We start from the raw sequence: 22,085 nt of genomic DNA, 5'->3' as shown, positions 1-22,085 counted from the left end.
CACTGATTCCAGGAAGTCCCGATGCGGATCCTTGTCTGCGGCGGCGCCGGCTACATCGGAAGCCACACCTGCGCGGTACTCGCCGGACGCGGCCACGAGCTGATGATTGCCGACAGCTTCGTCAACAGCTCGCCCGTCGTGCTGGAACGCCTGGGCGGGATCCTCGGCAGCATTCCGCCGTCCCGACAGGTGGACCTGCGCGATCCCCATGCCGTCGCCAGCCTGTTCGCCGGCCAGCGTTTCGACGCCGTGGTCCACTTCGCCGCGCTCAAGGCCGTGGGCGAGTCGTGCGCGCGGCCATTGGCGTACTTCGACAACAACATCTGCGGGACCATCCATCTGCTGCAGGAAATGCGCGAGGCCGGAGTGGGCCGCCTGGTGTTCAGCTCATCGGCGACGGTCTACGGCGACCCCGACGCCGTGCCTGTCCGCGAGGATGCGCCGCTGCGGGTGACCAACCCGTACGGCCGCAGCAAGCTGGTGATGGAACAGCTGATCGAGGACCTGTGCCAGCACGATCCAGGCTTCCGCGCGATCAACCTGCGCTACTTCAACCCGGCAGGGGCGCATCCCTCCGGACGCATCGGCGAGGACCCCGGTGCTGAGCCGAACAACCTGATGCCCTATATCTCCCAGGTGGCGATCGGCCGGCGCAAGCAATTGGCCGTCTACGGCGGCGACTGGCCGACCATCGATGGCACCGGGGTACGCGATTACATTCACGTCATGGACCTCGCCCGCGCCCACGCCGACGCGCTGGAGTTCATGCTGCGCGAGGACCGCAGCGCCACCATCAATCTGGGAACCGGATGCGGCATCAGCGTGCTCGAGCTGATCAGGGAATTTGAGCGTGCGTCGGGTCGGCAAGTGCCCTACCGGATCGTCGACCGGCGGGTCGGCGACGTCGCGGAGGTCTATGCCGACCCGGGTCTCGCGCTGGAGTTGCTGGGCTGGCGGGCCGAGCTCGGGGTGGACGCCATGTGCGCGGACGCATGGCGCTGGCAGCGGATGAATCCGCACGGGTACGCCGTTCCGGAGGTGGTGGCTGCCGCCGAAGAAGCGATGCCTTCAGTTAGACAGGTTGCGGAGGCCCGTCCGCTGGCGGAGGCGGCGATATCGTTGCCATGATCCCCGGGCGATGTCACGACGCCGCTCGGCCATGGCGGTTGCTGTGGCAGCTCAGCCCAGCAACGCCGCCGCCACGGCGCCCGGTCGCTTCATCCATTTGAAGTGGTCGGCATCGATGTCCAGTGCAGCATCGTCAAGCGTGGTCACCGAGATCTCAGCCTGCGGCATTTTGCCGAGCAGGAAATTCAACGAGCTTTCCGGGGCGTACCAGTCATCGGCCAGCACCACGCCGTGGATCGCAGGCGTCGCCGTGGCGAGTGCTTGCTCAAGGTCGGCGTCCAGTCCCGCCGCCGCGTAGCGCCCGCTCGTTGCGGTGCGCGCCCAATCGGTGATCAGCCCGCGCGCCTCGCGGCCACCGAAACCGATCCGTCGGCCCGGAAGGTGGCCGTGGATACGCGCCACCCAAGGCAGGACACGATAGGCGATCAGCAGCCACCAGCGCATGGGCGACGGGAATGCGCGCCACCAGGGGGCGCCGCTGCCGACCAGCCAGATCTCCGCAGCGGCCTCGGGGTGCAAGGCCGCCCGGCAACACGCCAGCTGCCCGCCCAGGCTGTGTCCGCCCATGATCCGCGGCAACCCAGGTCCAGTGATCCTGGAGATAGCCGCTTCGCTGCCGGGCAGGTCGAGTTCCAGCAGCTCCCGATAGCCCCAGTTGCAGTTTCGACCGGCGCGCAGCTTGCTGCTGCCGTGCCCGCGCCACTCGTGCAGGAACACCGCCACGCCACGCGCCGCGAGCGCCTGCGCAAGCGGGAGGTAATGCCGCGCCGCAGTGCCGAGCGCAGGCAACCACAACAGCCGGGCGGTAGGGTTCTCGGGGATTACCGCCTGCAGCTCCCAGCGGTGACCGTCCGCTGCGACGGCCTCCAACTGCTGCACATGCAATGCGCCTGCACGCGGTGCCTGGTTCGCCGGCAAGATCAGCGCACCGCGCCGGATGCCCCGGCCCCGAAGTGGTCCAGCACCACCACGTCGGCCTGGCCCGGACGGTAGCCACCCAACAGTGCACGGTGGACGTAATCGGAAGCGACGCGGCAAGCCGTCGACAGATCCGCGCCCAGCGCCAGGTTGGCGGCAATGGCCGAGGCAAGGGTGCAACCGGTGCCATGCGCTTCAAGCGCCAGGCGCGGGTGCCGGATCGCCTCGATCGGCGCATTTCGGGACGTGGCCAGCAGGTCGATGACGTCCCCGCCGTCATCCAGATGGCCGCCCTTCAACAGTACCGCGCGTGCACCAGCCGCGAGCAGACCGTGGCAGGCCTCCCGCATCGCCGGCGCGGTCGTCACCGCATGCCCGAGCAGCAGCTCCGCCTCGGGCAGGTTCGGGGTGACCAGGGTGGCCATCGGCATCAGGCGCTCGCGCAGTGCCGCCAAAGCGGCGGGTTCCAGCAAGCGCGCGCCCGAGGTTGCGACCATCACCGGGTCAAGCACCACGTGCGCAGGGCGGTGGACCTCCAGCGCGTCGGCGACGGCGAGGATGACCTCGGCGCTGGCCAGCATGCCCAGCTTCACCGCGCCGATCCGGAAGTCGTCGAAACAGGCATCGATCTGCGCGCGCAGGAAGCCGGTGTCGGGCAGGTGCACCGCCGTCACCCCGCGGGTGTGCTGCGCGGTCAGCGCGGCGATCGCGCTCAGTCCGTGTACGCGGTAGGCGGCGAACGTCTTCAGGTCGGCCTGGATGCCTGCGCCGCCACCGGAATCGGAGCCGGCGATGGTCAGGGCGCACACCACCTGGGAGGAGTTCATGGAGGTCGTCATGGCTGCGGAAGGGCAGGCGACGATACCATCAGGTGAAAAAGCCCTGGCGTAGAATCCATGGCGGGTTCGATGCGCGGGATGTGACTGTCTTGATGGGAAAGGATTTCTTCTGGATGCCGCCAGCATGATTGCGCTGATCGAGGGCTATCGCGCCGGACTGTTCAAGCGCGCCCATTGGCTGCCCAACATCGTCGCCGGAATCATCGTCGGCATCGTCGCCTTGCCGCTGGCGATGGCCTTCGCGATCGCTTCGGGAGTCAAGCCCGAGCAGGGCCTGTACACGGCGATCATCGCTGGCCTGCTGGTGTCGATCTTCGGCGGTACCCGGATCCAGATCGCCGGTCCGACCGGCGCCTTCATCGTCATCCTCGCGGGCGTCGTCGCCAAGTTCGGCGTGGAAGGGCTGCTGGTGGCGACGCTGATGGCGGGCGTGATCCTGGTGCTGATGGGCCTGGCCCGGTTGGGCTCGGTAATCCGCTACATCTCCGATCCGGTGATCGTGGGCTTCACCGCCGGCATCGCGGTGATCATCTGGGTCGGACAGTGGCAGTACTTCTTCGGCCTGCCGGAGCCGGCCGGTGATGCTTTCTACCAGAAGACCTTCGCGCTGCTGCAGTCCTTTGCGCAGTTGCATTGGCCGACCACGCTGATCGGGCTCGGCAGCCTGGCCCTGGTGCTTCTGGGGCCGCGGATACCGGGCCTGACCAAGGTGCCCGGGCCGCTGCTGGCGATGATCATCGCGACGGTGCTGACGACCGCGTTCGCCATGCCCGGTGTCGCCACCATCGAGTCGGCCTACGGGGCCATCCCGCGCACGCTTCCAAGCTTCCACTGGCCGGACATGAGCTTCGACCAGATCACCATGCTGCTGCCGGCCGCCTTCACCATTGCCATGCTGGGGGCGATCGAGTCACTGCTGTCGGCGGTCGTCGCCGACGGCATGGCGGGAACCCGCCACAACTCCAACCAGGAACTGATCGGGCAGGGCGTTGCCAACATCGTCTCGCCCCTGTTCGGCGGCATCGCGGCGACCGGGGCGCTGGCCCGCACGGCCACCAACTTCCGCAACGGCGCCACCAGTCCGCTGGCCGGCATCGTCCACTCCATCACGCTGCTGCTGGTGCTGCTGGTGATCGCGCCCTACGCCGGCAAGGTGCCGCTGGCGGCGCTGGCGGCGATCCTGTTCGTGGTCGCCTGGAACATGAGCGAGGCGGGGCGCTTTGTACGCATGGTGCGCCGTGCGCCGCGCGCGGACATGGTCATCCTGCTGATCACCTTCACCCTGACGATCTTTACCGACCTGGTGGTGGCGGTGAACATCGGCGTGATCCTGGCCATGTTCCAGTTCGTGCGCCGCATGTCCTCGTCCGTCGAAGTGCTGGAGGAGGACCCGCATTCGCTGCGCGCGGAACTGGCGCGGCTTGGGGTCGAGCACCTGCCACCTGCGGTGATGGTCTACTCGATCAACGGGCCGTTCTTTTTCGGCTCGGTGGAATCGCTGGATCGCGCGCTTTCGTGGAGCCGCGATGCGCCCGAGTTCCTGGTCCTGCGGCTCGACCGGGTGCCGTTACTGGATGCGACCGGTTTGAAGCGGCTGGATACGACGATCCGGGCGCAGGCGAAAAAGGGCGTGCGCATCCTGCTCTGCGGCGCCAGCCTGCGCGTGCTGCGCAAGCTGGTGCGTGCCGGGATCGTCAGTCGCGCCGACCCGGCCAGTTACTTTGCCGACCTGGGTGAAGCGCTCGCCTACGTGGAGCGCGAGCGCGCCGAAAAGGCAGCACTGCAGCCTCAGAGCACCTCTGAGGCGTAGTCGGCCAGGCGCGAGCGCTCGCCACGGCGCAGGGTCACGTGCGCACTGTGCGGCCAGTCCTTGAACCGGTCGACCGCGTAGGTCAGCCCGGACGTGGTCTCGGTGAGGTAGGGCGTGTCGATCTGCTCGACGTTGCCCAGGCAGATGATCTTGGTGCCGGGGCCGGCGCGGGTGACCAGCGTCTTCATCTGCTTGGGCGTGAGGTTCTGCGCTTCGTCAAGGATCAGCCAGCGGGTCAGGAACGTGCGTCCGCGCATGAAGTTCAGCGCGCGGATCTTGATCCGGCTCGCCAGCAGGTCGTTGGTGGCCGCGCGGCCCCAGCTGCCGCCGGACTGGTTGTGGGTCAGCACTTCCAGGTTGTCGGTGAGCGCGCCCATCCACGGCGTCATCTTCTCCTCCTCGGTGCCGGGCAGGAAGCCGATGTCCTCGCCGACGCTGACCGTGGCGCGGGTCATGATGATCTCGCGGTAGCGCTGCTGGTCCATGGTCTGGGCCAGGCCCGCGGCCAACGCGAGCAGCGTCTTGCCGGTGCCGGCGGTGCCCAGCAGGGTGACGAAGTCGATCTCCGGGTCCATCAGCGCGTTGAGGGCGAAGTTCTGCTCACGGTTGCGCGCGGTGATGCCCCAGACGGCGTGCTGGACATGGCGGTAGTCATCGACGATCTGCAGGATGACGCTGTCGGCGCCGACCGAGGTCACCCTCAGCTCGGTCTCGTCATCGCCGGGCAGGTACAGGAACTGGTTGGGGTACCAGCTGTCGCCCTCGATCCGGTTGATCTCGTAGTAGGTATGTCCGCGATCCGTCCATGAGCGCAGGTCCTTGCCATGGCGCCGCCAGAAATCCGCGGGCAGCTCGGTGGCGCCGGTGTACAGCAGGCTGAAATCGTCGAGCGCGCGGTCGTTCTCGTAGTCTTCCGAGACGATGCCGGCAATCGCCGACTTGATCCGCAGGTTGATGTCCTTGGACACGAACACCACGTTGGCGTTCGGTTCGGCTTCCTGCAGGGCGAGGATCGCGCCGAGGATGGCATTGTCGGGAACCACGGCGCCAAAGCGCTTGCCGGCATCGAAGTTGTCGGTCTGGAAACGCAGGCAACCGCCGCTGGTCTGGCCGCGCAGCTGCAGGCCGCCGGGCGGAGTGAGCGGAATGCCGGTGGCGATCTTTTCGGTGCCTGCCGCCTCGACCAGTTCGTTGAGGAAACGGCTGACCTGGCGGGCGTTGCGGCTGGCGTCGGTGGTGCCCTTCTTGCCTGCGTCCAGCTCCTCGATCACCTGCATCGGCAGGTAGACGTCGTGCTCCTGGAACTTGTACAGCGCGGTCGGGTCGTGCATCAGCACGTTGGTGTCCAGCACATAGATCCGCTTGCTTCCGGTCATCGAAAACTCCGCAGCGCGTTAAAGGGGTTCGCGTGGCGCGCCGTCAGGATCAGGCGCCGGCATGCGCTAGCAGTACATCCAGCACGGCCTGTGCGTGGCCGGGCACCTTCACTGGTTGCCAGACGTGCGCGATGGCGCCGTCAGGATCGATCAGGTAGGTGCTGCGCACGATGCCCATCACCTTGCGGCCGTACATGGTCTTCTCGCGGATGACGCCGAAGGCGTTGCACAGGGACTCGTCGGCATCACTGACCAGCTCGAAGCCCAGTTCCTGCTTGGCGATGAAGTTCTGGTGGGTTTTCACCGAGTCGCGCGAGACGCCCAGGATGCTCGCGCCGGCCGCCTCGAACTGCGGCAGCAGCGCCGTGAAGTCACGGCTCTCGGTGGTGCAGCCGGGGGTGTGGTCCTTGGGGTAGAAGTACAGCACCAGCCACTGGCCACGGTAGTCGGCGAGGGTGGTGGTGGCGCCGCTGGACAAGGCCAGCGGGAGATCGGCGGGAACAGCGTCACCGGTTTCGAGCATCAACGGGTCTCCTCAGAACTTCATCGGGTCCAGGATGGCATCCAGGTTGAGGTGGTCGCAGAACTCCAGGAAGTCATCGCGCAGCGCGGCGATATGCATGCTGGCCGGCACGCCGATGGTGATCTGCGCGGAGAACATGTCCGCGCCGGTCTGCATCGCCCGGTAGCGGGTGCAGTGCAGGCTTTCGATGCTGATTCCCTGGCGGTCGAAGAAATCGGCCAGCTGGAAGGTGATGCCCGGCTTGTCGGCCGCCACCACCTCGACGATGTAGGGCAGCAGGTCGGACTGGGCCTCCTTCTCGCCGGTGCGATACCAGATCAGCTTGATGCTGTCCTCGCGCTCCAGCCGGGTCAGCATGGCCTCCAGCTTGGCGATCGCGTCCCAGGAGCCCATCGCCAGGGCCGTGACCGAGACATCGCGGCCGACCGTGGACAGGCGGGCATCGACGAGGTTGCAGCCGCTTTCGGTGATCCGCCGCGAGACCGGCAACAAGGGAGAGTCCGGATGCGTCGAATAGGCGTTGATCAGGAGGTGGTTTTCATTCGGCGACGGCCGCGGAGTTGGATCGGTCAAGGCTTCGCCTGCAAATGTGGGGACTGGCTCCGATCCGGTGTGCAAGCGCACAGCGCCCGGAGCTGAACCGCGTTCCGCGAGCGGAGCGGGGCTGCAGGCAGCATACTTGCCCGTGCTTTCGCGCCGCAAGTAACATCGGCACGTCATCCGCGCCATCGCCCACGCCCCAGCACTCCACCGTTCAAGGCCCCCGACTTGCGACTTTCCGGCAGCATCACCGCACTGGCAACCCCATTCGACGTCGACGGCGAGCTGGACCTGGATGCGTGGGTCCGCTTCATCGACCTGCAACTGGAGGGCGGTACCGAGGCGATGGTGGTCGCCGGTTCGACCGGCGAGGCGGCGGCGCTGTTTGATTCCGAGTTCGACGTGCTGCTGCGCATGGCGGTCGAGCGCGTCGGTGGGCGGGTGCCGGTGATCGCCGGAACGGGCCAGTCCGCCACCGCCAGGACCATCGAGCAGACGCGCCGTGCCGCGGCGCTGGGCGCCGATGCGGCACTGGTGGTCACCCCTGCGTATGTGCGCCCCACCCAGCCGGGCCTGGTCGCGCATTACCGCGCGATCGCCGACGACGGCGCGTTGCCGATCCTGCTCTACAACGTCCCCGGCCGGACCGGCGTGGACATGTTGCCCGCCACGGTCGCCCAGCTTGCCGGGCACCCGCGGATCGTCGGAATAAAGGAAGCGTGCAGCGAGCCACAGCGGATGCAGGAGTTGCTGGCGTTGCGGGCCGACGATTTCGCCGTGCTCACCGGTGATGACGCGACAGCCTGCCGGGCGATACTCGCCGGCGCCGACGGCGTGATCTCGGTCGCGTCCAATGTCCTTCCGCGCTCATTCCGGCGCCTGTGCGAACTCGCCCGCAATGGCAAAGGGGCAGCTGCGACGGGCTGGAGCGAGCGCATGGCGGACATTTATGCTTTCCTCTGCGTCGAATCCAATCCGATTCCGGTGAAGGCGCTGCTCGCGCGCCAGCAGATCGGCGCCGGCCTGCGCCTGCCCTTGCTGCCGCTGTCCGCAGCCCACCATGATGCGGCCGTTGCGGTTGCCGCCGCGATCCGTGAACTTGAACTTGCCTGTGACGCTCACGTCGCTGGCTGACCTGGAGATTCCCATGCGTTCCACCGTTCCGATGTCCCGCGCCGCGATTGCCGGCGTTCTCCTTGTTGGTCTGGTCGCGATGTCGGGCTGCAGCTGGATGCGCAAGGACAATTCGCTCTACACCGCGCAGACGCGTCCACTGGAGGTGCCTCCAGATCTCGTCCTGGCGGGCGAGAGCGCGACCGGCGCGGCGCCAGCGGGCCCGGTCACCGCGTCGGAGACGGTGAGTAGCGCCAGGTCCGCATCCAGTGCCGGCTTCAGCATGAGCGAGGATCGCGACACCGCCTTTGATCGAATCGACAAGGCCCTGGCCGCGGTTGGCGGTGTCACCATCGAAAACCGCGCAAAAACCCTGGGTGTGTTCGATCTGAGCTACCAGGGTGCGAACTTCCTCGTCCGGGTCAACAGCGCTGCCGCCGGTTCGACGGTCTCCACCCTCAATCCGCGCGCCACACCGGCCAGCGAAGCATCGGCCGCACAACTCCTGGAAGCGTTGAAGACGGCGGTCGGCGGACAGTAACCGCCGCCTGACCCAGAATTCAGCGGCGCTCCACGCGCACCTGCAGCTGGCCATCGCCCAGCTGCAGCTGGAGTCCGTCACCGGGAGCCGCATCCAGGACGCTGCGCACAACGCGTCCGTCCTCATGGCGGACGATGGCGTAGCCGCGGGCCACCGTCGCCAGCGGGCTCACGGCTTCCAGCGACCGGGCCAGTCCCCGCAGCGCGAGTGCGTCGTTGGCCATGCGCCGCGCCACCGCCGCCTGCGGACGTGTGGAGAGTGCTGCCAGACGCTCGCGCAGTTGCTGGATCCGTCGTTGCGGATGGTGCATGCGCAGGACCGCTTCGGCATGCCGCAGGCGCACACGTGCGTCGACCAGACGGCGGCGCAGGACGTCGTCCAGTCGCCGAATCGCCTCGAGCTGGCGCCTGTGCAGCAGGTCCAGCCGGGCCCGCGGCCGCATGGCGTTCAGCCGCAGCGCTGCACGGTCGGTTCGCTGCATGGCATGACGCAGGTGCAGCGACTGCAGACTGGCCAGCCGCGCCTCCAGTGCTCGCAGATGGCGGGTGACGTCCTCGCGTGACGGCACCAGCAGCTCGGCCGCGACCGAGGGTGTCGGCGCGCGCACGTCGGCGACGAAATCGGACAGGCTGAAGTCGGTTTCATGGCCGACCGCGGAGACCACCGGCACCGCGCATGCGGAGATCGCTCGCGCCAGTTGCTCGTCATTGAACGCCCACAGGTCCTCCAGTGAGCCACCGCCGCGCGCGAGCACGAGGATGTCGTAGCGACCCGAGGCGGCCGCGCGCTGCAGCATTGCGGTGATCTGCCCGGCAGCCGCATTGCCCTGCACCTGGACCGGCAGGATGTCGGCCTGGACCAGAGGGAAGCGGCGCTCCAGAACACTCACCACGTCGCGGACCGCCGCGCCGCTGGGCGAGGTGATGATGCCGATCCGCGCGGGGTAGGGCGGCAGGGCACGCTTGCGCGCCTGCTCGAACAGGCCTTCGGCCTGCAGTCGCGCCTTGAGTTCTTCGAACGCCCTCCGCAGCGCGCCTTCACCGGCCTCCTCCATGTGGTCCAGGACCATCTGGTATTCGCCGCGAGCCTCGTACAGCGTCAGTCGCCCGCGCGCGAGCACCTTCATGCCCTCACGGGGGATGAACTTCAGCCACGTGCTCTTGGGCTTGAACATCGCGCAACGCACCTGCGCGCGCGAGTCCTTCAGCGTGAAGTACAGGTGCCCCGACGACGGGCGGGCCACATTGCCCAGCTCCGCCTCGATCCATACCAACGGAAATGCGCCCTCCAGCAGGTCGCGCGCCAGGGTGTTGAGCTGGCTGGGCGTGAGGACGTGGTCGGGTGCGGTGGCGATCATGGCAAGCGGGCAAGGCGGCCGACCACGGTAGCGCAGCCGGGTGGGGCGGTCATCTCCCGCAGCAGCTGGGGGGAGGTCGATCCGGTGCCGCGCGATCGCCAGCGCCCCGACAGAGTGCAAAAAAGGCCCGGATACGATTCCGGGCCTTTTGGGGCATCAGCGCAGCCCGTCAATGCTTCAGCAGGATCTGAAGGCGACTACCAGATCACCACCTGCTGGTCCTTGGCGCGGACCATCGGCTGGCCCGGCTTGCACTCGAACGCCGCCGCGAACTGCGGCATGTTCGACGGCGCACCGATCGCGCGGAAGTTCGCCGGCGCGTGCGGGTCGGTGGCCAGGCGGACCTTGAGCTCGTCGTCGGTGAAGTTGCGGCGCCACACGGTTGCCCAGTTGGCGAAGAAGCGCTGGTCGCGCGTCATCCCGTCGGTCATCGGGTCGTCCTTGCCCTCGGTGGCCTTCTTCATCGCGTCGTAGGCGACGGCCAGGCCGCCCAGGTCGGCGATGTTCTCGCCCAGGGTCAGCTTGCCGTTGACGTGCTTGCCCGGCATGGCCTCATAGCCGTCGAACTGGGCGATCAGCTTGTCCGTGCGGCCCTGGAAGCCCTTGCTGTCGGCGGGCGTCCACCAGTCCTCCATGTTGCCGGTCGGTCCGAAGCGGCTGCCCTGGTCGTCATAGCCGTGGATCATCTCGTGGCCGATCACCGCGCCGATGCCGCCGTAGTTCATCTCGTCGGTGGCGTTGGGATCAAAGAAGGGCGGCTGCAGGATCGCGGCCGGGAACACGATCTCGTTGGCCAGCGGGTTGTAGTAGGCGTTCACCGTTTGCGGGCTCATGCCCCATTCGGTCTTGTCCACGGGCTTGCCGATCTTGGACAGGTTCCACTTGTAGTTGAACTCGTTGGCCGCCATGACGTTTTCGATGTAGCTGTCGCGGCTGGTGTTCAGGCCGCTCCAGTCACGCCACTTCTCGGGGAAGCCGATCTTCGGGGTGAAGCTCGCCCACTTTTCCATCGCCTTGGCTTTGGTCTCGTCGCTCATCCAGTCCAGCCCTTCCAGGTGGACCTTCAGCGCGTCGCTGAGGTTGCCCACCAGGCGCTCCATCTGCGCCTTGGACTCTTCCGGGAACGCCACCTTCACGTAGAGCTGGCCCAGCGCCTCGCCGGTCTCGTTCTCGATGGTATCGAGCACGCGCTTGGCGCGCTCCTTCATCTCGGCCTGGCCGCGCATGGCCTTGCTGTAGAAGTTGAAATTCTCCTGCACGAACGCGTCGGACAGGTAGGGCGACGCGCCGTCCACGGTGTGGAAGCGCAGGTAGGCCTGCCACTGGTCGGCCGGCACGTCGGCCAGCATCTTGCTGACTTCCTCATGGAGCGCCGGAATGGCCAGGGAGAACATCTTCGGTGTCGCCACGCCCTGCGACTCGAAGAACGTCGTCCACGGGAAATTGGGCGTAAGCTTGTCGGCGTCCGCCGGTGACATCGGGTTGTAGAACAGCGAGACGTCGCGCGACATCTCCTCGCTGGACTTGGATGCCTTGGCCAGGCGCGTCTCGAAGGCGACCACCTGCTTGGCCTGCTCCGCGGCCTGGGCGGCATCGGTGCCCGACAGCTCGAGCACCTTGGCGACGTGGGCCTGGTAGGCGGCAAGCTTGTCGGCCTTGTCGGCGTCGACGTAATAGGTCTTGTCCGGCAGGCCGAGGCCACCCTGCGCGGCGTAGGCGATGTTCATGTCGGAGGCCTTGAAGTCGGCCTCGGCGCCAAAGCCGAACAGGAAGTTCTCACCTTCCGCCGCGCTGGTGCGCAGGTAGTCGGCGATCTTCTGCTGGTCATCCAGGGCGGCGATGGCATCCAGGCGCGACTGGATCGGCTTGATGCCCTGGGCGTTGATCTTCTCCTCGTCCATGCCGGTGGCCCAGAAGTTGCCGACGATCGCTTCCACGCCGGTCGCGTTCGTGTCGGCCGCGGCCTGCTCGGCGAGCTGGCGCTGGGCGGCAATGGAGCGCTCTGACAGCATCTCGAACGCGCCCCAGCTGGTGCGGTCGCCAGGAATCGGGTTGGCCGCCAGCCAGGTGCCGTTGACGTAGCTGCCAAAATCGACGCACGCGTCCTGGGACTTGTCGAGATCGGAGATCTGGAAACGGTTGACGGGTGGAAGCGCGCTCTCGTCCAGCGTCAATGTCGCGACGGCGGGTGCATCGGTGGCGCTGGTCGCGGCGCGGTCCGCGTCCTGCGCGGCGTCCTTGGAGCAGGCGGACACCGCGGTCGCGATGGCGAGGCTCAACAAAAGCACGCGGGGTTTGAAGGCGTTCGATCTGGTCTGGCTCACGTAAGGCTCCGGCGTTGGCATTGGAAAGGGCGGCCCCGAGAACAGTGCGTCGAAGCCGATCAGTGTGGACAGTAGACCCAACGCGCATCGCGGAGGCGTGTCAGAGGTCATGGGACGCGTATCTGAACGAGGACCTGGGCACAGTGGCGCGATCGGGATGCATCACGTAAGATTCGCCTGTTCAGCGCACGGCTGCCTGCCCGCAAGGGTCACGTTTCCCAGGTATGCCCTCGCACGGGTTGGCCAATCGGCCAAGACCCCCCGCCCAAAGGCGTGGTCCGGTGCGAATATCCCGCACGTCTTTCGTCGCGCCGACACGGTCCGGAATATCCGGTGCCGTCACACCAATACTCGCAGCGCGGTTACAGGGAACGCTCCGGGTCTTTACCGCACCTCTGTGCGGTTCTCTATATTCGGAGCTACAACATGTCTTTTGAAAACCTCGGCCTTGCGCCTGCCTTGCTGCGCGCGCTCGCCGAACAGGGCTACACCAGCCCGACCCCGATCCAGGTCCAGGCCATTCCGTTGATCATGGCCGGCAACGACCTGCTCGGCGGCGCCCAGACCGGTACCGGCAAGACCGCCGCGTTTGGCCTGCCGCTGCTCAACCGCCTCTCCAAGCAGACCGGCCCGAACGGTTCGCGCAAGCCGCGCGCCCTGATCCTGGTGCCGACCCGCGAGTTGGCCGTGCAGGTCAACGACAGCCTGCGCAGCTATGCCAAGTACCTGCGGATGAATTTCTGCACGATCTTCGGTGGCGCCGGCATGGGCCCGCAGGTCGAGAACCTGCGCCGCGGCGTCGACGTGATCGTCGCCACGCCCGGCCGCCTGATCGACCACATCGAGCGCGGCACGGTGAAGCTTGACGAGATCGAAGTGCTGGTGCTGGATGAGGCCGACCGCATGCTCGACATGGGCTTCCTGCCGGCGATCAAGCGCATCCTGGGCCGCGTACCGGCCGAGCGCCAGACGCTGCTGTTCTCGGCGACGTTCGAATCCCAGCTCCGCCAGCTCGCGCTGCAGTTCATGCGCGACCCCAAGCAGGTCCAGGTCGCCACCAACAACGCGATCGCCAACACGATCACCCACCGTGCCCATCCGGTGGACAGCGGCCGCAAGCGCGACCTGCTGATCGACATCATCGCCAAGCGCCCCGGCGACCAGGTGCTGGTGTTTGGTCGCACCAAGCACGGCTGCAACCGTCTGGCCGAACAGCTCGAGGCCGCCGGCCTGCGCTCGGTTGCCATCCATGGCAACAAGAGCCAGGCGCAGCGCCAGAAAGCCCTGCGCGACTTCAAGGGCAACCGTGCCCGCGTGCTCGTGGCGACCGACGTGGCCGCCCGCGGCCTGGACATCCCCGACCTGCCGCTGGTGATCAACTTCGACCTGCCGATGGTGGCCGAGGACTACGTGCACCGGATCGGCCGTACCGGCCGCAACGGCTCCACCGGTGAGGCGCTGTCGCTGGTCTCCCACGACGAGGGTGGCCTCTTGCGCCAGATCCAGCACGTGCTGAAGAAGGACGTGGAGATGGTGGTCGTGCCGGGCTACGAGCCCAGCCGTCCGATCCGCCTGGACGTGGCGATTCCGAACCCGCGCAACAACGCCGGTGCCGGCCGTCCGCCGCGCAACAACAGCCCGCGCGCGGCCGCACGTCCGCACGCGGCAGCACCGCGGCATGCCCATGCAGGCGCGCCGCGCCAGCGTTCGGCGGGTCCAGGCGCCCGCGGCGGTCGTGGTTCGTTCCGCGACGGTTCCAGCGCCTGAGCCAAGCCGTTGAGCGGCGCATCGACCGGGTCATCCCGGTCGATGCGTCAGCCCGGATTTACCAAGCGACCCGCATAGCCTCCGGGTCGTTTGCTTTTTCCCGACCCGGCTTTTCGTCCCAACGATGTCAGCGCACGTTTGACCTCCGCGTTCCAGCGGCCCGGTCCTGGCGTCCGCCTTCCCGCGTTATCCGCGTTCATATCCCGTAGGAAGGTTCAAAGCGGCCTGTGGCGATCCTCGCCCGGATTCCGCTGGACCTGCTTCGCGCCGCAGGTAATGACATGGGTGTCAATGCAAACAGGGTTGATAGCCACCGTGGCGGCGTTGCGAGGATGTCGGCATTTCGCGTGCGATCGGTTGCTGCAGGTGCGCGCCCATGAGCGCGGTCTCGGCCACAGCGGTGAAGTGTCTGCCGGTAAAGACCCTCGATCCGGTGCTCGCCGCGGAGATCGACCGTCTGGCATTCAATGCGGTCGAGCCCAATCCGTTTTATGAGAGCTGGTATCTGCAGCTCACGCTCGAATTCCTGGACACCGAACCCTTGCTGCTGGCCCTGGTCCGCAGCGAGTCGGGGCAGTTGATCTGCGTGTTGCCGCTGACGCAGCGGGCGCGCTTCAAGCGGCTTCCCCTGCGCAACCTGCGCTCGTGGACGCACGACTACACGTTCCTGGCGGCGCCACTGGTCCACCGCGCCCACGTCGCGGAGGCCATCGAAGGCTTGTTGGCCTGGTGCGCCAGTCGGCAGGCGCCGAACGGCATCCTCGAACTGGTCAACATCCGCATGGACGGACCCGTCGCCGCAGCCCTGGAGGCGAGCGTCAGCGCACATCGCACCCAGTTGCTGGCGCGGCAGACACGCTGGACGCGCGCCGTGTACCGCCTGGACACGCCGGACGACCCCGAACACATGTCCGCCAAACAGCGCAGCACCTTGCGGCGCAAGGCGCGCCGTCTGGCCGATGAGGGCGCAGTTGCCTACCGCATGATGGAGCCCGGCGACGACCCGATGCCGTGGATCGAACGGTTCCTTGAAGTGGAGGCCAGTGGCTGGAAAGGACGCCAGGGAACGGCGATGGCGTCCAGCGATCGTGATTTCTTCGTCGCCGTCTGCTGTCAGGCCCATGCCCGCTCCCAGTTGCACATGCTCTCACTGGAGCTGGATGGCAAGCCGATCGCGATGAAATGCAACTTCCTCGCCGGCTGCCAGGCGTTCACCTTCAAGATTGCCTACGACGAGGCCTACGCGCGCTTCTCCCCGGGGATCCTGATCGAGCTGTTCCAGATGCGCCACCTGCGCGAGGTCCATCCCCAGCTCAAGGCGGTCGATTCGTGCACCGTGGCCGACAACACGATGTTCCCGGGCCTTTGGTCGGGTGAATGCGTGCTGGGCGACTTCGCGGTCCTGCGCAACACCGCGTTCCACCGAATACTGCTGGGCCAAGGGGCGCGGCTGATGCAGTTGGTCACGAGATTGCGCGCGGTCCCGGCGCCGTGAGCGCTTTGCTGCAAGCCGCTGTGCCAGGCGCGGAGTCGCCCCTCTACGCGACCCAGCCGGGCGACGTCGTTCGCGACCGCGAGGAGGTCCTGGGGGTCTGGCAGGACCACTTCGGTCCGCGTGGCATCCAGGGGGCGAAGTTCGACCATTTCTACCGCGAAAACCGCTACGGTCCGCCGATCCTGCAGCTGTTGCGGCATCTGCCAACCGGAGCCCTGGTCGGTGTCATTGGTGCCGGCCCCCGGCCTTTCGTTTGCAGGGGCCGCGCCATCCGCGCCGGTGTGGTCGCCCACTTTGCGGTTGATGAGAAGCATCGCTCGCTGGGGCCCGCATTGATGCTGCAGGAGAGCCTGATCGACGCCGCGCGTGGGCGCTTCGACCTCCTGTACGGCTTGCCCAGGTCGAATGCCGTTGCTGTCAGCAAACGGGCCGGCTTCCATGTCATGGGGACACTCGTCCGGCACGCCAGGGTGCTGCGACACGGCGAGTATCTCCGGCGCCGGATGCCGGCCTTTCTCGCGTCCTCCTCGGGTTTGCTGATCGACTTCGGCAGGCGTCTGCGGACGGGGGCCGCCGACAGCCTGTTTTCGGAGCTCCAGTGGGAGTGGGTGAGCGCCAGCGATGAGCGTATGGACGCGCTCTGGCGCGAGGCTCTGCACACCGAGGCGCTGACGAGCGTGCGCGACCACGCGCTGCTGCGGTGGCGCTTCGATACGCCGCCGGCGGGTCGCGCGCACTACCTGCTGGTCTCCGGAAAGGACGGTCGGCTGCGGGCCTGGTTCGCCTGTGAGGTGAGCGAAGGGCAGGGCGGGCCACTGACGGTCATGGACTACTGGTCCACGGACGCGATGATCGGCATCGGTCGCCCGTTGATCCGCGCGTTGATCTCGGCTGCCGACCAACAGGGCTGCAGCGCGGTGCACCTGCTGCTGACCGCATCGGACCCGGCGATGGCCGGATGGCGGTCCGAGGGTTTCGTGCCGCGTAGCGAGCAGCCGCTGATTGGCCTGTGGCTCACCCCGCAGCGGATGCCCGAAGAGGACACCCAGTTGCATGTCACCATGCTCGACCAGGACGGCTGAGCGTGCAGACGTTCGTACGCAAGGTGGTACGCCAGGTCCGGATTGACGGCGTGTTCGGGGTGGCAGCCAAGGTCCCGTTGTGGCTGCGCGGCATCCGGGAGGCGAAGCTGGATCGCGAACTGGGTATCAATACCACCGGCCAGGTCGATGTCGCCGATTCGGCGGCCTCCGCGCCCGATTGCGCACACCTGAGCAATGCGGTCTTCTACGCGCCACTGGCGTTTCCCAAGTTCCACCGCCTGATCCGCGCCGCGCAGCCGTTCGATGCGGCCGGTTACACCTTCATCGATTACGGCGCCGGCAAGGGGCGTGCGCTGGTGCTTGCCGCGCGCCTTGGCTTTCCACGGATCGTGGGGATCGAGCTGTTTGCCTCGCTGCACGCCGATGGGCTGGCCAACATCACCGCTTTTGCCGCCCGCGACCCGCGAGCCGGTTCAATCGAGCTGCTGTGCATGGATGCCGCAGTGTATCGGCCACCGCCCGGTAATCTGTTCTGCTATTTCTACAACCCCTTCGATGCGGTGGTGATGCGCAAGGTGCTCACCGCTTTGCAGGCCGCGCATGAAGCCGCGCCGCGGCGGATCATCGTTGCCTACTCCAACCCCGTCCACGCCGCGGTCTTTGACGGGGCCCGTTTCCTGCGCCTCCACCACCGTGAGGAAGGACTGAGGATCTACGCAAACGACGAATCCTGAGGCCCGCGTTCCGATCCGCTTCGCAGCTTACCGGGTCGCCGCGATCCAGCGGTCGATCTTGCCTTCCAGCACGTCCAGCGGGACCGAGCCGTCCTTCAGGACTTCAGCATGGAACTGGCGGATGTCGAACGTCCCGCCCAGTGCCTCCTCGGCGCGCTTGCGCAGTTCCAGGATCTTCAGTTCGCCGATCTTGTAGGCCAACGCCTGGCCGGGGATCGCCATGTACCGCTCCGCTTCGGCGACGGCCTGGGTCCGGCTTTCCGCGGAGTTCCCGAGCATGTAGTCGATCACCTGCTCGCGGGTCCAGCCCTTGCTGTGCAGGCCGGTATCCACCACCAGCCGGATCGCGCGCCACAGCTCGTTCTGCAGGTAGCCGAAGTGGCTGTAGGGATCCTCGTAGACGCCCAGCTCCTTGCCCAGCGACTCGGCATACAGACCCCAGCCTTCGATGTAGGCGGTCTGACCGCCAAAGCGGCGGAAGGCCGGCAGGCCGGTCAGCTCCTGCTGCAGGGCAAGCTGGAAATGGTGGCCGGGGATCGCCTCGTGCAGGAACAGGTCCTCCGCGTCCCAGGTCTTGCGCGTCGGCAGGTCGTAGGTATTGACGTAGAAGACGCCCGGACGGGTGCCGTCTTCGCTGGGCGTCATGTAGGAACCACCGGCCGCGGACTGGGCGCGGAAGGCCTCCACCGGGCGAATCTCGAACGGCGCCCTGGGCACCAGCGAGAACAGCTCGGGCACTTTCGCGTTGACCTCGGCTTCCAGGCCCCGATAGAACGCGAGCAGCTCGTCCTCGCTGGCAAACTCGAAGCGCGGATCGGTCTGCATGAAGACGAAGAATTCCTGCAGCGTGCCCCTGAAGCCGACCTCATCCATGACCTCGTGCATGCGCCCGTGGATGCGTGCCACCTCGTCCAGGCCGATCTGGTGGATCTGTGCCGGCGAGAGGTCGGTGGTGGTCGACTGGTGGACCCGGAATGCGTACCAGTCCTGGCCGTTCGGCAGGTCGGCCATGCCGGCCGAGTCGCGGGTATGCGGAAGGTAGTCGTTGGCGATGTAGTCGCGCAGGTGGCTGTAGGACGGCATCAGCACGGTCGAGATCAACTGGGCGTAGTCGTCCTCGATGCGCTTGCGGTGGGCGTCCGAAAAGCTCTCCGGCATGTCCGCCACCGGCTTCCAGAACAGCGTCTGGCGCGGGTCTTCCTTGATCAGTGCATCCAGTTGCGGCAGCACTTTTTCCATGAGCGCGCGCGGCTGTACGACGCCGGCCTGGATGCCTTCGCCCATGTTGGCGATCGCCTGGTTGAACAGCACCGGCACGTTGCTCGCGCGTTCGCGCCAGTTGTCGTAGTCCTGCACCGTCTTGAAGGGCTGTGCACCCGTGCCAGAGCCCAGTTGAACGAAGGTGGAGGCGATGTTGTAGAACTGGTTGACCGGCTGCATCCAGGCGGGGAACTTCTGGCTCGCCAGCTCGTCGCGGGCGTCTTCGACAAAGATCTGCCAGCTCAGCAGGTCCTGGCCTTCAAGGCCGTCAGGACCGAGGGACTCGATCTTTTCCAGCCAGTCGGTGGTGAATGCGCGGCTGGTCTCGCGGTACTCGCGCGAGAGAAAGTTCGGCAGCTGGTCGTTGTAGCGGGCATCGCCCTGATAGGTCGCGGCCAGGGGGTTGCGCTTGAGCATCTCCTCCCAGTACTGGGCGTACAGGCGGTCCAGGTGGGCGGCCTTGTCGCTGACCGCCCCGGTATTCGCGGCTGCGGCCGGCTGCGGGGTGCCTGGCGCAGTACCCGGCGAGCAGCCGGCCATGATCGCGGCGAGCGCGGTGCCCAGTAACGCTTGATGGATGGATCGGCGCATATCGGGATCTCCAGACAGTGGGTGTCAGTTTCAGCCGGAGGCCGGATCGGCCGGCGGCGTTGGCGGCGCGGCGGTCGCCTCGGCCGGCGCAGAGAATGGAATGTTGTCCGGCGAAATCGCGCCACCGGAGATGATGAAACCCATTGCCTGGTCGACGCTCCAGTCGGTCGGGGTCAGTTTCTCGATCGGCACGATCTCCAGATAGCCCGACGTCGGATTGGGCGTGGTCGGTACGTAGACCGCGGCGAGCTCACGACCGGTGCCTTGCTCGCGCAGCACGCGGGTCACGAACCCCACCGATTTCATCTGGTCGTGGGGAAAATCGATCAGGACCACGCGCTGGGTGCCCCCGGGCTTGGTCTGCAGGATGTTCAGCAATTGCCGTGCGCTGCCGTAGATCGTGTTGGCGAAAGGCACCCGCCCGATCAGCTTCTCGACCCAGCGCAGCAGTTGCTGGCCGAAGACCCGGTGCGACATGGCGCCGGTGAACAGGATCAGCAGCAAGGTCGCCAGCAGCGCCAGCAGTGTCTGCACCCACGAATCGGCCAGCCAGCCCAGCGACTGCGGATCCACACTCGCAATTCGCTGCAGTATCGGGCCGGTGATCGGTCGGCTGATGTCCGACAGCAGGGAAAATACAAACCGGACCACGATCAGGGTCAACCAAAGGGGCAGCAGGGTCAGCAGGCCGGTGAGGAACAGTCGTTGCAGGGTGGGTGTGCGCATGCCGCGATTGTAGACGTCGCGCTCCTCCTTCCGACGCGGCTCGGCTTTCTGTGCGCGAATACCCGCTCAGGGCTCGCGCAGGAGGCGGAAACCCACGTCGTCGTAGCCGCGCCCCGCATCAAGCACACGCCTGCCTTCCTGCTTGCGCCAGGACTCGCCGAGCACGGCGCGTTCCTGGCACCCGTCGCCACAGTCGAGCTGCCAAAGGGAGATTTCGCGACCGCTGATCTGTGGAGCGATGGATCGTGATTCCGCGACCGTCGGCAGGCGGTAGCTGTGACCGGTCTGCTGCTGCAGCCACTGGGCGTAGGCCTGCGCATCGGCCAGGGAGACGCAGAGCACGGGTTCGGCGCCGCCCTGGTCAAAACCCGGCGACCGCCAGTCTCTCGGTGCCAGGACCCGCAGCAGCGACGAGCGTTCGCGGCAGAGCGAAGGCTTGCGTGCCGTGGCCTCGGCGAAAGCCGCGTAGTCATCCCGGCTTACCGGCTTGGTTGCGAGCGCTCCAGCACCAGCGTTGGCGGCGCTGCGTGGCTGTGAACCCGTGGGCACCGCGGCTGCCCGCGTCTGCAACCTGCGAACCGTCGACGGCGCAAGCCCCATCGGCTCGGCCAACGCGGCGATCGCGGTGGCCGCTGAACTGTCCGAGCGATCGGCTGCCCTGCTGATACGCGCCTCCAGGGTCTTCTCGATTCCCGCCCGAAGGCGCAACTGGGCGGCTGACTCCAGACGGGACGTCTCGGTGCCAAGCAGCCGGATGCGATCTATCTGCCGGCCCGCCTGTTCGTCCCGGGCATCGGCCAGATTGGCCAGGGCGGATTCACCCAGGGCTTTGGTCAATGTATCGACAAGCTCCACCAGGGCGGGATCGTCCGGGTTGCTCGCCCAGGCGGTCATGACGGTGGAGAACGCATTGTCGTCATCCGGCGTGGTCAGCCGGTTCTGCGCAATCTGCTGCCTGGCCTTGTCGAGCGCGACCTGCAGCGGTGCTTCCGGCAGGGGCTCCAACATCGCGGGGATGGGATCCTCGCGGGTTTGCTCATCAACGAGTCGCTGGGCCTCCCGCTCAGCTTCTTCGACCGCGGTGTCCCTGCTGGCCAGTGGCAGGGCCAACACCAGCGCAGCCACTATGGCGGTGGCCAGCCAGACACGCCCGGGAACGCGGGCCAAGCCGTGTGCCACGCGATCCCGGCCCAGCGTGGCTCGGGGCCAGCGGCCACGCCGCTCGACCTGGTCGAGCATGGCCGACATCTGCGCTGTGTCTGCAAAGCGTTGCGCGGGCTGCTTGGCAAGCGCCCGGTTCATGAAGCGCTGCCAATGGCGCAGGTGCGGCGGAAGTCGGGGGATCGGGTTCTGCGCGTGCATCACCGCCATCGCCAGCGCGTCACCGGCCTCGTAGGGCAGGTGTCCGGTCAGCATCTCCCAGGCCAGCACGCCCAGGCTGTAGAGGTCGGCGCGTCCGTCCACGTCTTCGCCCCGGGCCTGCTCGGGGGCCATGTAGGCCGTGCTGCCCACGGCCAGTCCGGTCGCTGTCACCCGCGGCCCGAAGCCGCGTCGCAGCGCGATCCCGAAGTCGGCCAGCAAGGGCTGCTCGGTGTCACCGAAGAGGACGTTTTCCGCCTTGACGTCGCGGTGGACCACGCCGCGGCCGTGGGCATATTCCAGCGCGGACAGCAGTACCCGCAAGGTCGCAATGATGCGCGCCTCGTCCGGCCTGCCGTCGTCGCGCAGGAAGCTGCGCTGGCCCAGATGGCCCCGTGCGAGATACGGCATCGTGTAGTAGGGCAGGCCGTCGGCGGTGCGGCCCAGCTCGTGGATGCGCACCACGTGCGGATGCTCAAGGCGCGCGATGGTACGGACCTCGTTCTCGAACCGGCGCCGGCTGACTTCGTCCGACAAGGCGGTGCTTGCCATCACCTTGATGGCAACTTCGCGCGACGGCGCCAGTTGCTCGGCCAGGTAGACGGTGGACATGCCCCCACGGTTCAGCACCCGAAGCAGTC

The 22,085-nt window shown here is 67.0% G+C and carries 18 protein-coding genes; 8 read left to right on the top strand and 10 right to left on the bottom strand.

Features of this window, described 5'->3' with window-relative positions:
* Nucleotides 1-21: 21 nt before the first annotated feature.
* Nucleotides 22-1,128, top strand: coding sequence for a UDP-glucose 4-epimerase GalE (galE, locus tag INQ43_RS08345; protein WP_194033860.1), 1,107 nt, complete (start codon nt 22-24; stop codon nt 1,126-1,128).
* Nucleotides 1,129-1,179: 51 nt separating this feature from the next.
* On the opposite strand, the gene INQ43_RS08340 is transcribed toward galE, so the two are convergent.
* On the bottom strand, nt 1,180-2,046 hold the full coding sequence (locus INQ43_RS08340; protein WP_228062454.1) for an alpha/beta fold hydrolase: 867 nt from the start codon (nt 2,044-2,046) through the stop codon (nt 1,180-1,182).
* Nucleotides 2,047-2,048: 2 nt separating this feature from the next.
* Nucleotides 2,049-2,873, bottom strand: coding sequence for a bifunctional hydroxymethylpyrimidine kinase/phosphomethylpyrimidine kinase (gene thiD, locus INQ43_RS08335; RefSeq protein WP_194033859.1), 825 nt, complete (start codon nt 2,871-2,873; stop codon nt 2,049-2,051).
* Nucleotides 2,874-3,009: 136 nt separating this feature from the next.
* Here thiD and sulP point away from each other — a divergent pair, with 136 nt between their 5' ends.
* On the top strand, nt 3,010-4,695 hold the full coding sequence (gene sulP / locus INQ43_RS08330; protein WP_194036143.1) for a sulfate permease: 1,686 nt from the start codon (nt 3,010-3,012) through the stop codon (nt 4,693-4,695).
* Here the strand turns inward: sulP and INQ43_RS08325 are convergent.
* Genes INQ43_RS08325 through INQ43_RS08315 form a run of 3 tightly spaced genes read right to left on the bottom strand, consistent with a single transcriptional unit; the run spans nt 4,674 to nt 7,167 of the window.
* Nucleotides 4,674-6,071 (bottom strand): PhoH family protein, encoded by a 1,398-nt coding sequence (locus INQ43_RS08325; protein WP_194033857.1) that lies wholly within the window; start codon nt 6,069-6,071, stop codon nt 4,674-4,676. The two genes, sulP and INQ43_RS08325, sit on opposite strands and share 22 nt — an antisense overlap.
* Before the next feature lie 49 nt (nt 6,072-6,120).
* Complete coding sequence (locus tag INQ43_RS08320) at nt 6,121-6,594, bottom strand: peroxiredoxin (protein ID WP_194036142.1); 474 nt, start codon at nt 6,592-6,594, stop codon at nt 6,121-6,123.
* Between the two features lie 12 nt (nt 6,595-6,606).
* Nucleotides 6,607-7,167 (bottom strand): glycine cleavage system protein R, encoded by a 561-nt coding sequence (locus INQ43_RS08315; protein WP_193983727.1) that lies wholly within the window; start codon nt 7,165-7,167, stop codon nt 6,607-6,609.
* A gap of 195 nt (nt 7,168-7,362) precedes the next feature.
* On the opposite strand from INQ43_RS08315, the gene dapA reads away from it, so the two are divergent.
* Both dapA and INQ43_RS08305 read left to right on the top strand, forming a co-directional pair.
* Nucleotides 7,363-8,268 (top strand): 4-hydroxy-tetrahydrodipicolinate synthase, encoded by a 906-nt coding sequence (dapA, locus tag INQ43_RS08310; protein WP_194036141.1) that lies wholly within the window; start codon nt 7,363-7,365, stop codon nt 8,266-8,268.
* Between the two features lie 13 nt (nt 8,269-8,281).
* The gene (locus tag INQ43_RS08305; protein WP_194036140.1) at nt 8,282-8,788 is read left to right on the top strand and encodes a hypothetical protein; all 507 of its coding nucleotides are present in this window, start codon (nt 8,282-8,284) and stop codon (nt 8,786-8,788) included.
* A 19-nt stretch (nt 8,789-8,807) separates the two neighbouring features.
* Here INQ43_RS08305 and xseA read toward each other — a convergent pair whose 3' ends face one another.
* Nucleotides 8,808-10,145, bottom strand: a complete 1,338-nt coding sequence (gene xseA, locus INQ43_RS08300) for an exodeoxyribonuclease VII large subunit (protein WP_194036139.1) — start codon at nt 10,143-10,145, stop codon at nt 8,808-8,810.
* A gap of 197 nt (nt 10,146-10,342) precedes the next feature.
* The gene (locus tag INQ43_RS08295) at nt 10,343-12,490 is read right to left on the bottom strand and encodes a M13-type metalloendopeptidase (protein WP_194036138.1); all 2,148 of its coding nucleotides are present in this window, start codon (nt 12,488-12,490) and stop codon (nt 10,343-10,345) included.
* A 405-nt stretch (nt 12,491-12,895) separates the two neighbouring features.
* Here INQ43_RS08295 and INQ43_RS08290 point away from each other — a divergent pair, with 405 nt between their 5' ends.
* The 4 genes from INQ43_RS08290 to INQ43_RS08275 all read left to right on the top strand — a co-directional run bounded on the left by INQ43_RS08290 (nt 12,896) and on the right by INQ43_RS08275 (nt 17,508).
* Nucleotides 12,896-14,236, top strand: a complete 1,341-nt coding sequence (locus INQ43_RS08290; RefSeq protein WP_194033850.1) for a DEAD/DEAH box helicase — start codon at nt 12,896-12,898, stop codon at nt 14,234-14,236.
* 376 nt (nt 14,237-14,612) lie between these two features.
* Complete coding sequence (locus INQ43_RS08285; protein WP_194033849.1) at nt 14,613-15,731, top strand: GNAT family N-acetyltransferase; 1,119 nt, start codon at nt 14,613-14,615, stop codon at nt 15,729-15,731.
* Nucleotides 15,728-16,813 (top strand): hypothetical protein, encoded by a 1,086-nt coding sequence (locus INQ43_RS08280; protein ID WP_194036137.1) that lies wholly within the window; start codon nt 15,728-15,730, stop codon nt 16,811-16,813. Before INQ43_RS08285 ends, INQ43_RS08280 begins: the two co-directional genes overlap by 4 nt.
* A 2-nt stretch (nt 16,814-16,815) precedes the next feature.
* On the top strand, nt 16,816-17,508 hold the full coding sequence (locus INQ43_RS08275) for a hypothetical protein (RefSeq protein ID WP_194036136.1): 693 nt from the start codon (nt 16,816-16,818) through the stop codon (nt 17,506-17,508).
* Between the two features lie 27 nt (nt 17,509-17,535).
* Here the strand turns inward: INQ43_RS08275 and INQ43_RS08270 are convergent, their stop codons facing one another.
* The 3 genes from INQ43_RS08270 to INQ43_RS08260 form a co-directional block, all read right to left on the bottom strand.
* Nucleotides 17,536-19,359, bottom strand: a complete 1,824-nt coding sequence (locus INQ43_RS08270; RefSeq protein ID WP_194036135.1) for a DUF885 family protein — start codon at nt 19,357-19,359, stop codon at nt 17,536-17,538.
* Between the two features lie 30 nt (nt 19,360-19,389).
* A complete protein-coding gene (locus INQ43_RS08265) occupies nt 19,390-20,085 on the bottom strand; it encodes a DUF502 domain-containing protein (protein ID WP_194036134.1) in 696 nt (231 codons plus the stop codon).
* Nucleotides 20,086-20,151: 66 nt separating this feature from the next.
* On the bottom strand, nt 20,152-22,056 hold the full coding sequence (locus INQ43_RS08260) for a bifunctional serine/threonine-protein kinase/formylglycine-generating enzyme family protein (RefSeq protein WP_194036133.1): 1,905 nt from the start codon (nt 22,054-22,056) through the stop codon (nt 20,152-20,154).
* Nucleotides 22,057-22,085 lie beyond the last annotated feature (29 nt).

The organism is Lysobacter sp. H23M47, from assembly GCF_015209765.1.
GTDB lineage: Bacteria > Pseudomonadota > Gammaproteobacteria > Xanthomonadales > Xanthomonadaceae > Novilysobacter > Novilysobacter avium.
Note: the sequence above shows the minus strand (reverse complement) of the source record. Positions and strands in the feature narration are given on the sequence as shown.

Coding starts and splice junctions, on each gene's coding strand:
- INQ43_RS08325 (WP_194033857.1), bottom strand. CDS start 6,071: ATGACCGGAAGCAAGCGGATCTATGTGCTGGACACCAACGTGCTGATG.
- INQ43_RS08270 (WP_194036135.1), bottom strand. CDS start 19,359: ATGCGCCGATCCATCCATCAAGCGTTACTGGGCACCGCGCTCGCCGCG.
- sulP (WP_194036143.1), top strand. CDS start 3,010: ATGATTGCGCTGATCGAGGGCTATCGCGCCGGACTGTTCAAGCGCGCC.
- INQ43_RS08320 (WP_194036142.1), bottom strand. CDS start 6,594: ATGCTCGAAACCGGTGACGCTGTTCCCGCCGATCTCCCGCTGGCCTTG.
- INQ43_RS08290 (WP_194033850.1), top strand. CDS start 12,896: ATGTCTTTTGAAAACCTCGGCCTTGCGCCTGCCTTGCTGCGCGCGCTC.
- xseA (WP_194036139.1), bottom strand. CDS start 10,145: ATGATCGCCACCGCACCCGACCACGTCCTCACGCCCAGCCAGCTCAAC.
- thiD (WP_194033859.1), bottom strand. CDS start 2,873: ATGAACTCCTCCCAGGTGGTGTGCGCCCTGACCATCGCCGGCTCCGAT.
- galE (WP_194033860.1), top strand. CDS start 22: ATGCGGATCCTTGTCTGCGGCGGCGCCGGCTACATCGGAAGCCACACC.
- INQ43_RS08295 (WP_194036138.1), bottom strand. CDS start 12,490: ATGCCAACGCCGGAGCCTTACGTGAGCCAGACCAGATCGAACGCCTTC.
- INQ43_RS08305 (WP_194036140.1), top strand. CDS start 8,282: ATGCGTTCCACCGTTCCGATGTCCCGCGCCGCGATTGCCGGCGTTCTC.
- INQ43_RS08260 (WP_194036133.1), bottom strand. CDS start 22,056: ATGTCCACCGTCTACCTGGCCGAGCAACTGGCGCCGTCGCGCGAAGTT.
- INQ43_RS08285 (WP_194033849.1), top strand. CDS start 14,613: ATGAGCGCGGTCTCGGCCACAGCGGTGAAGTGTCTGCCGGTAAAGACC.
- INQ43_RS08265 (WP_194036134.1), bottom strand. CDS start 20,085: ATGCGCACACCCACCCTGCAACGACTGTTCCTCACCGGCCTGCTGACC.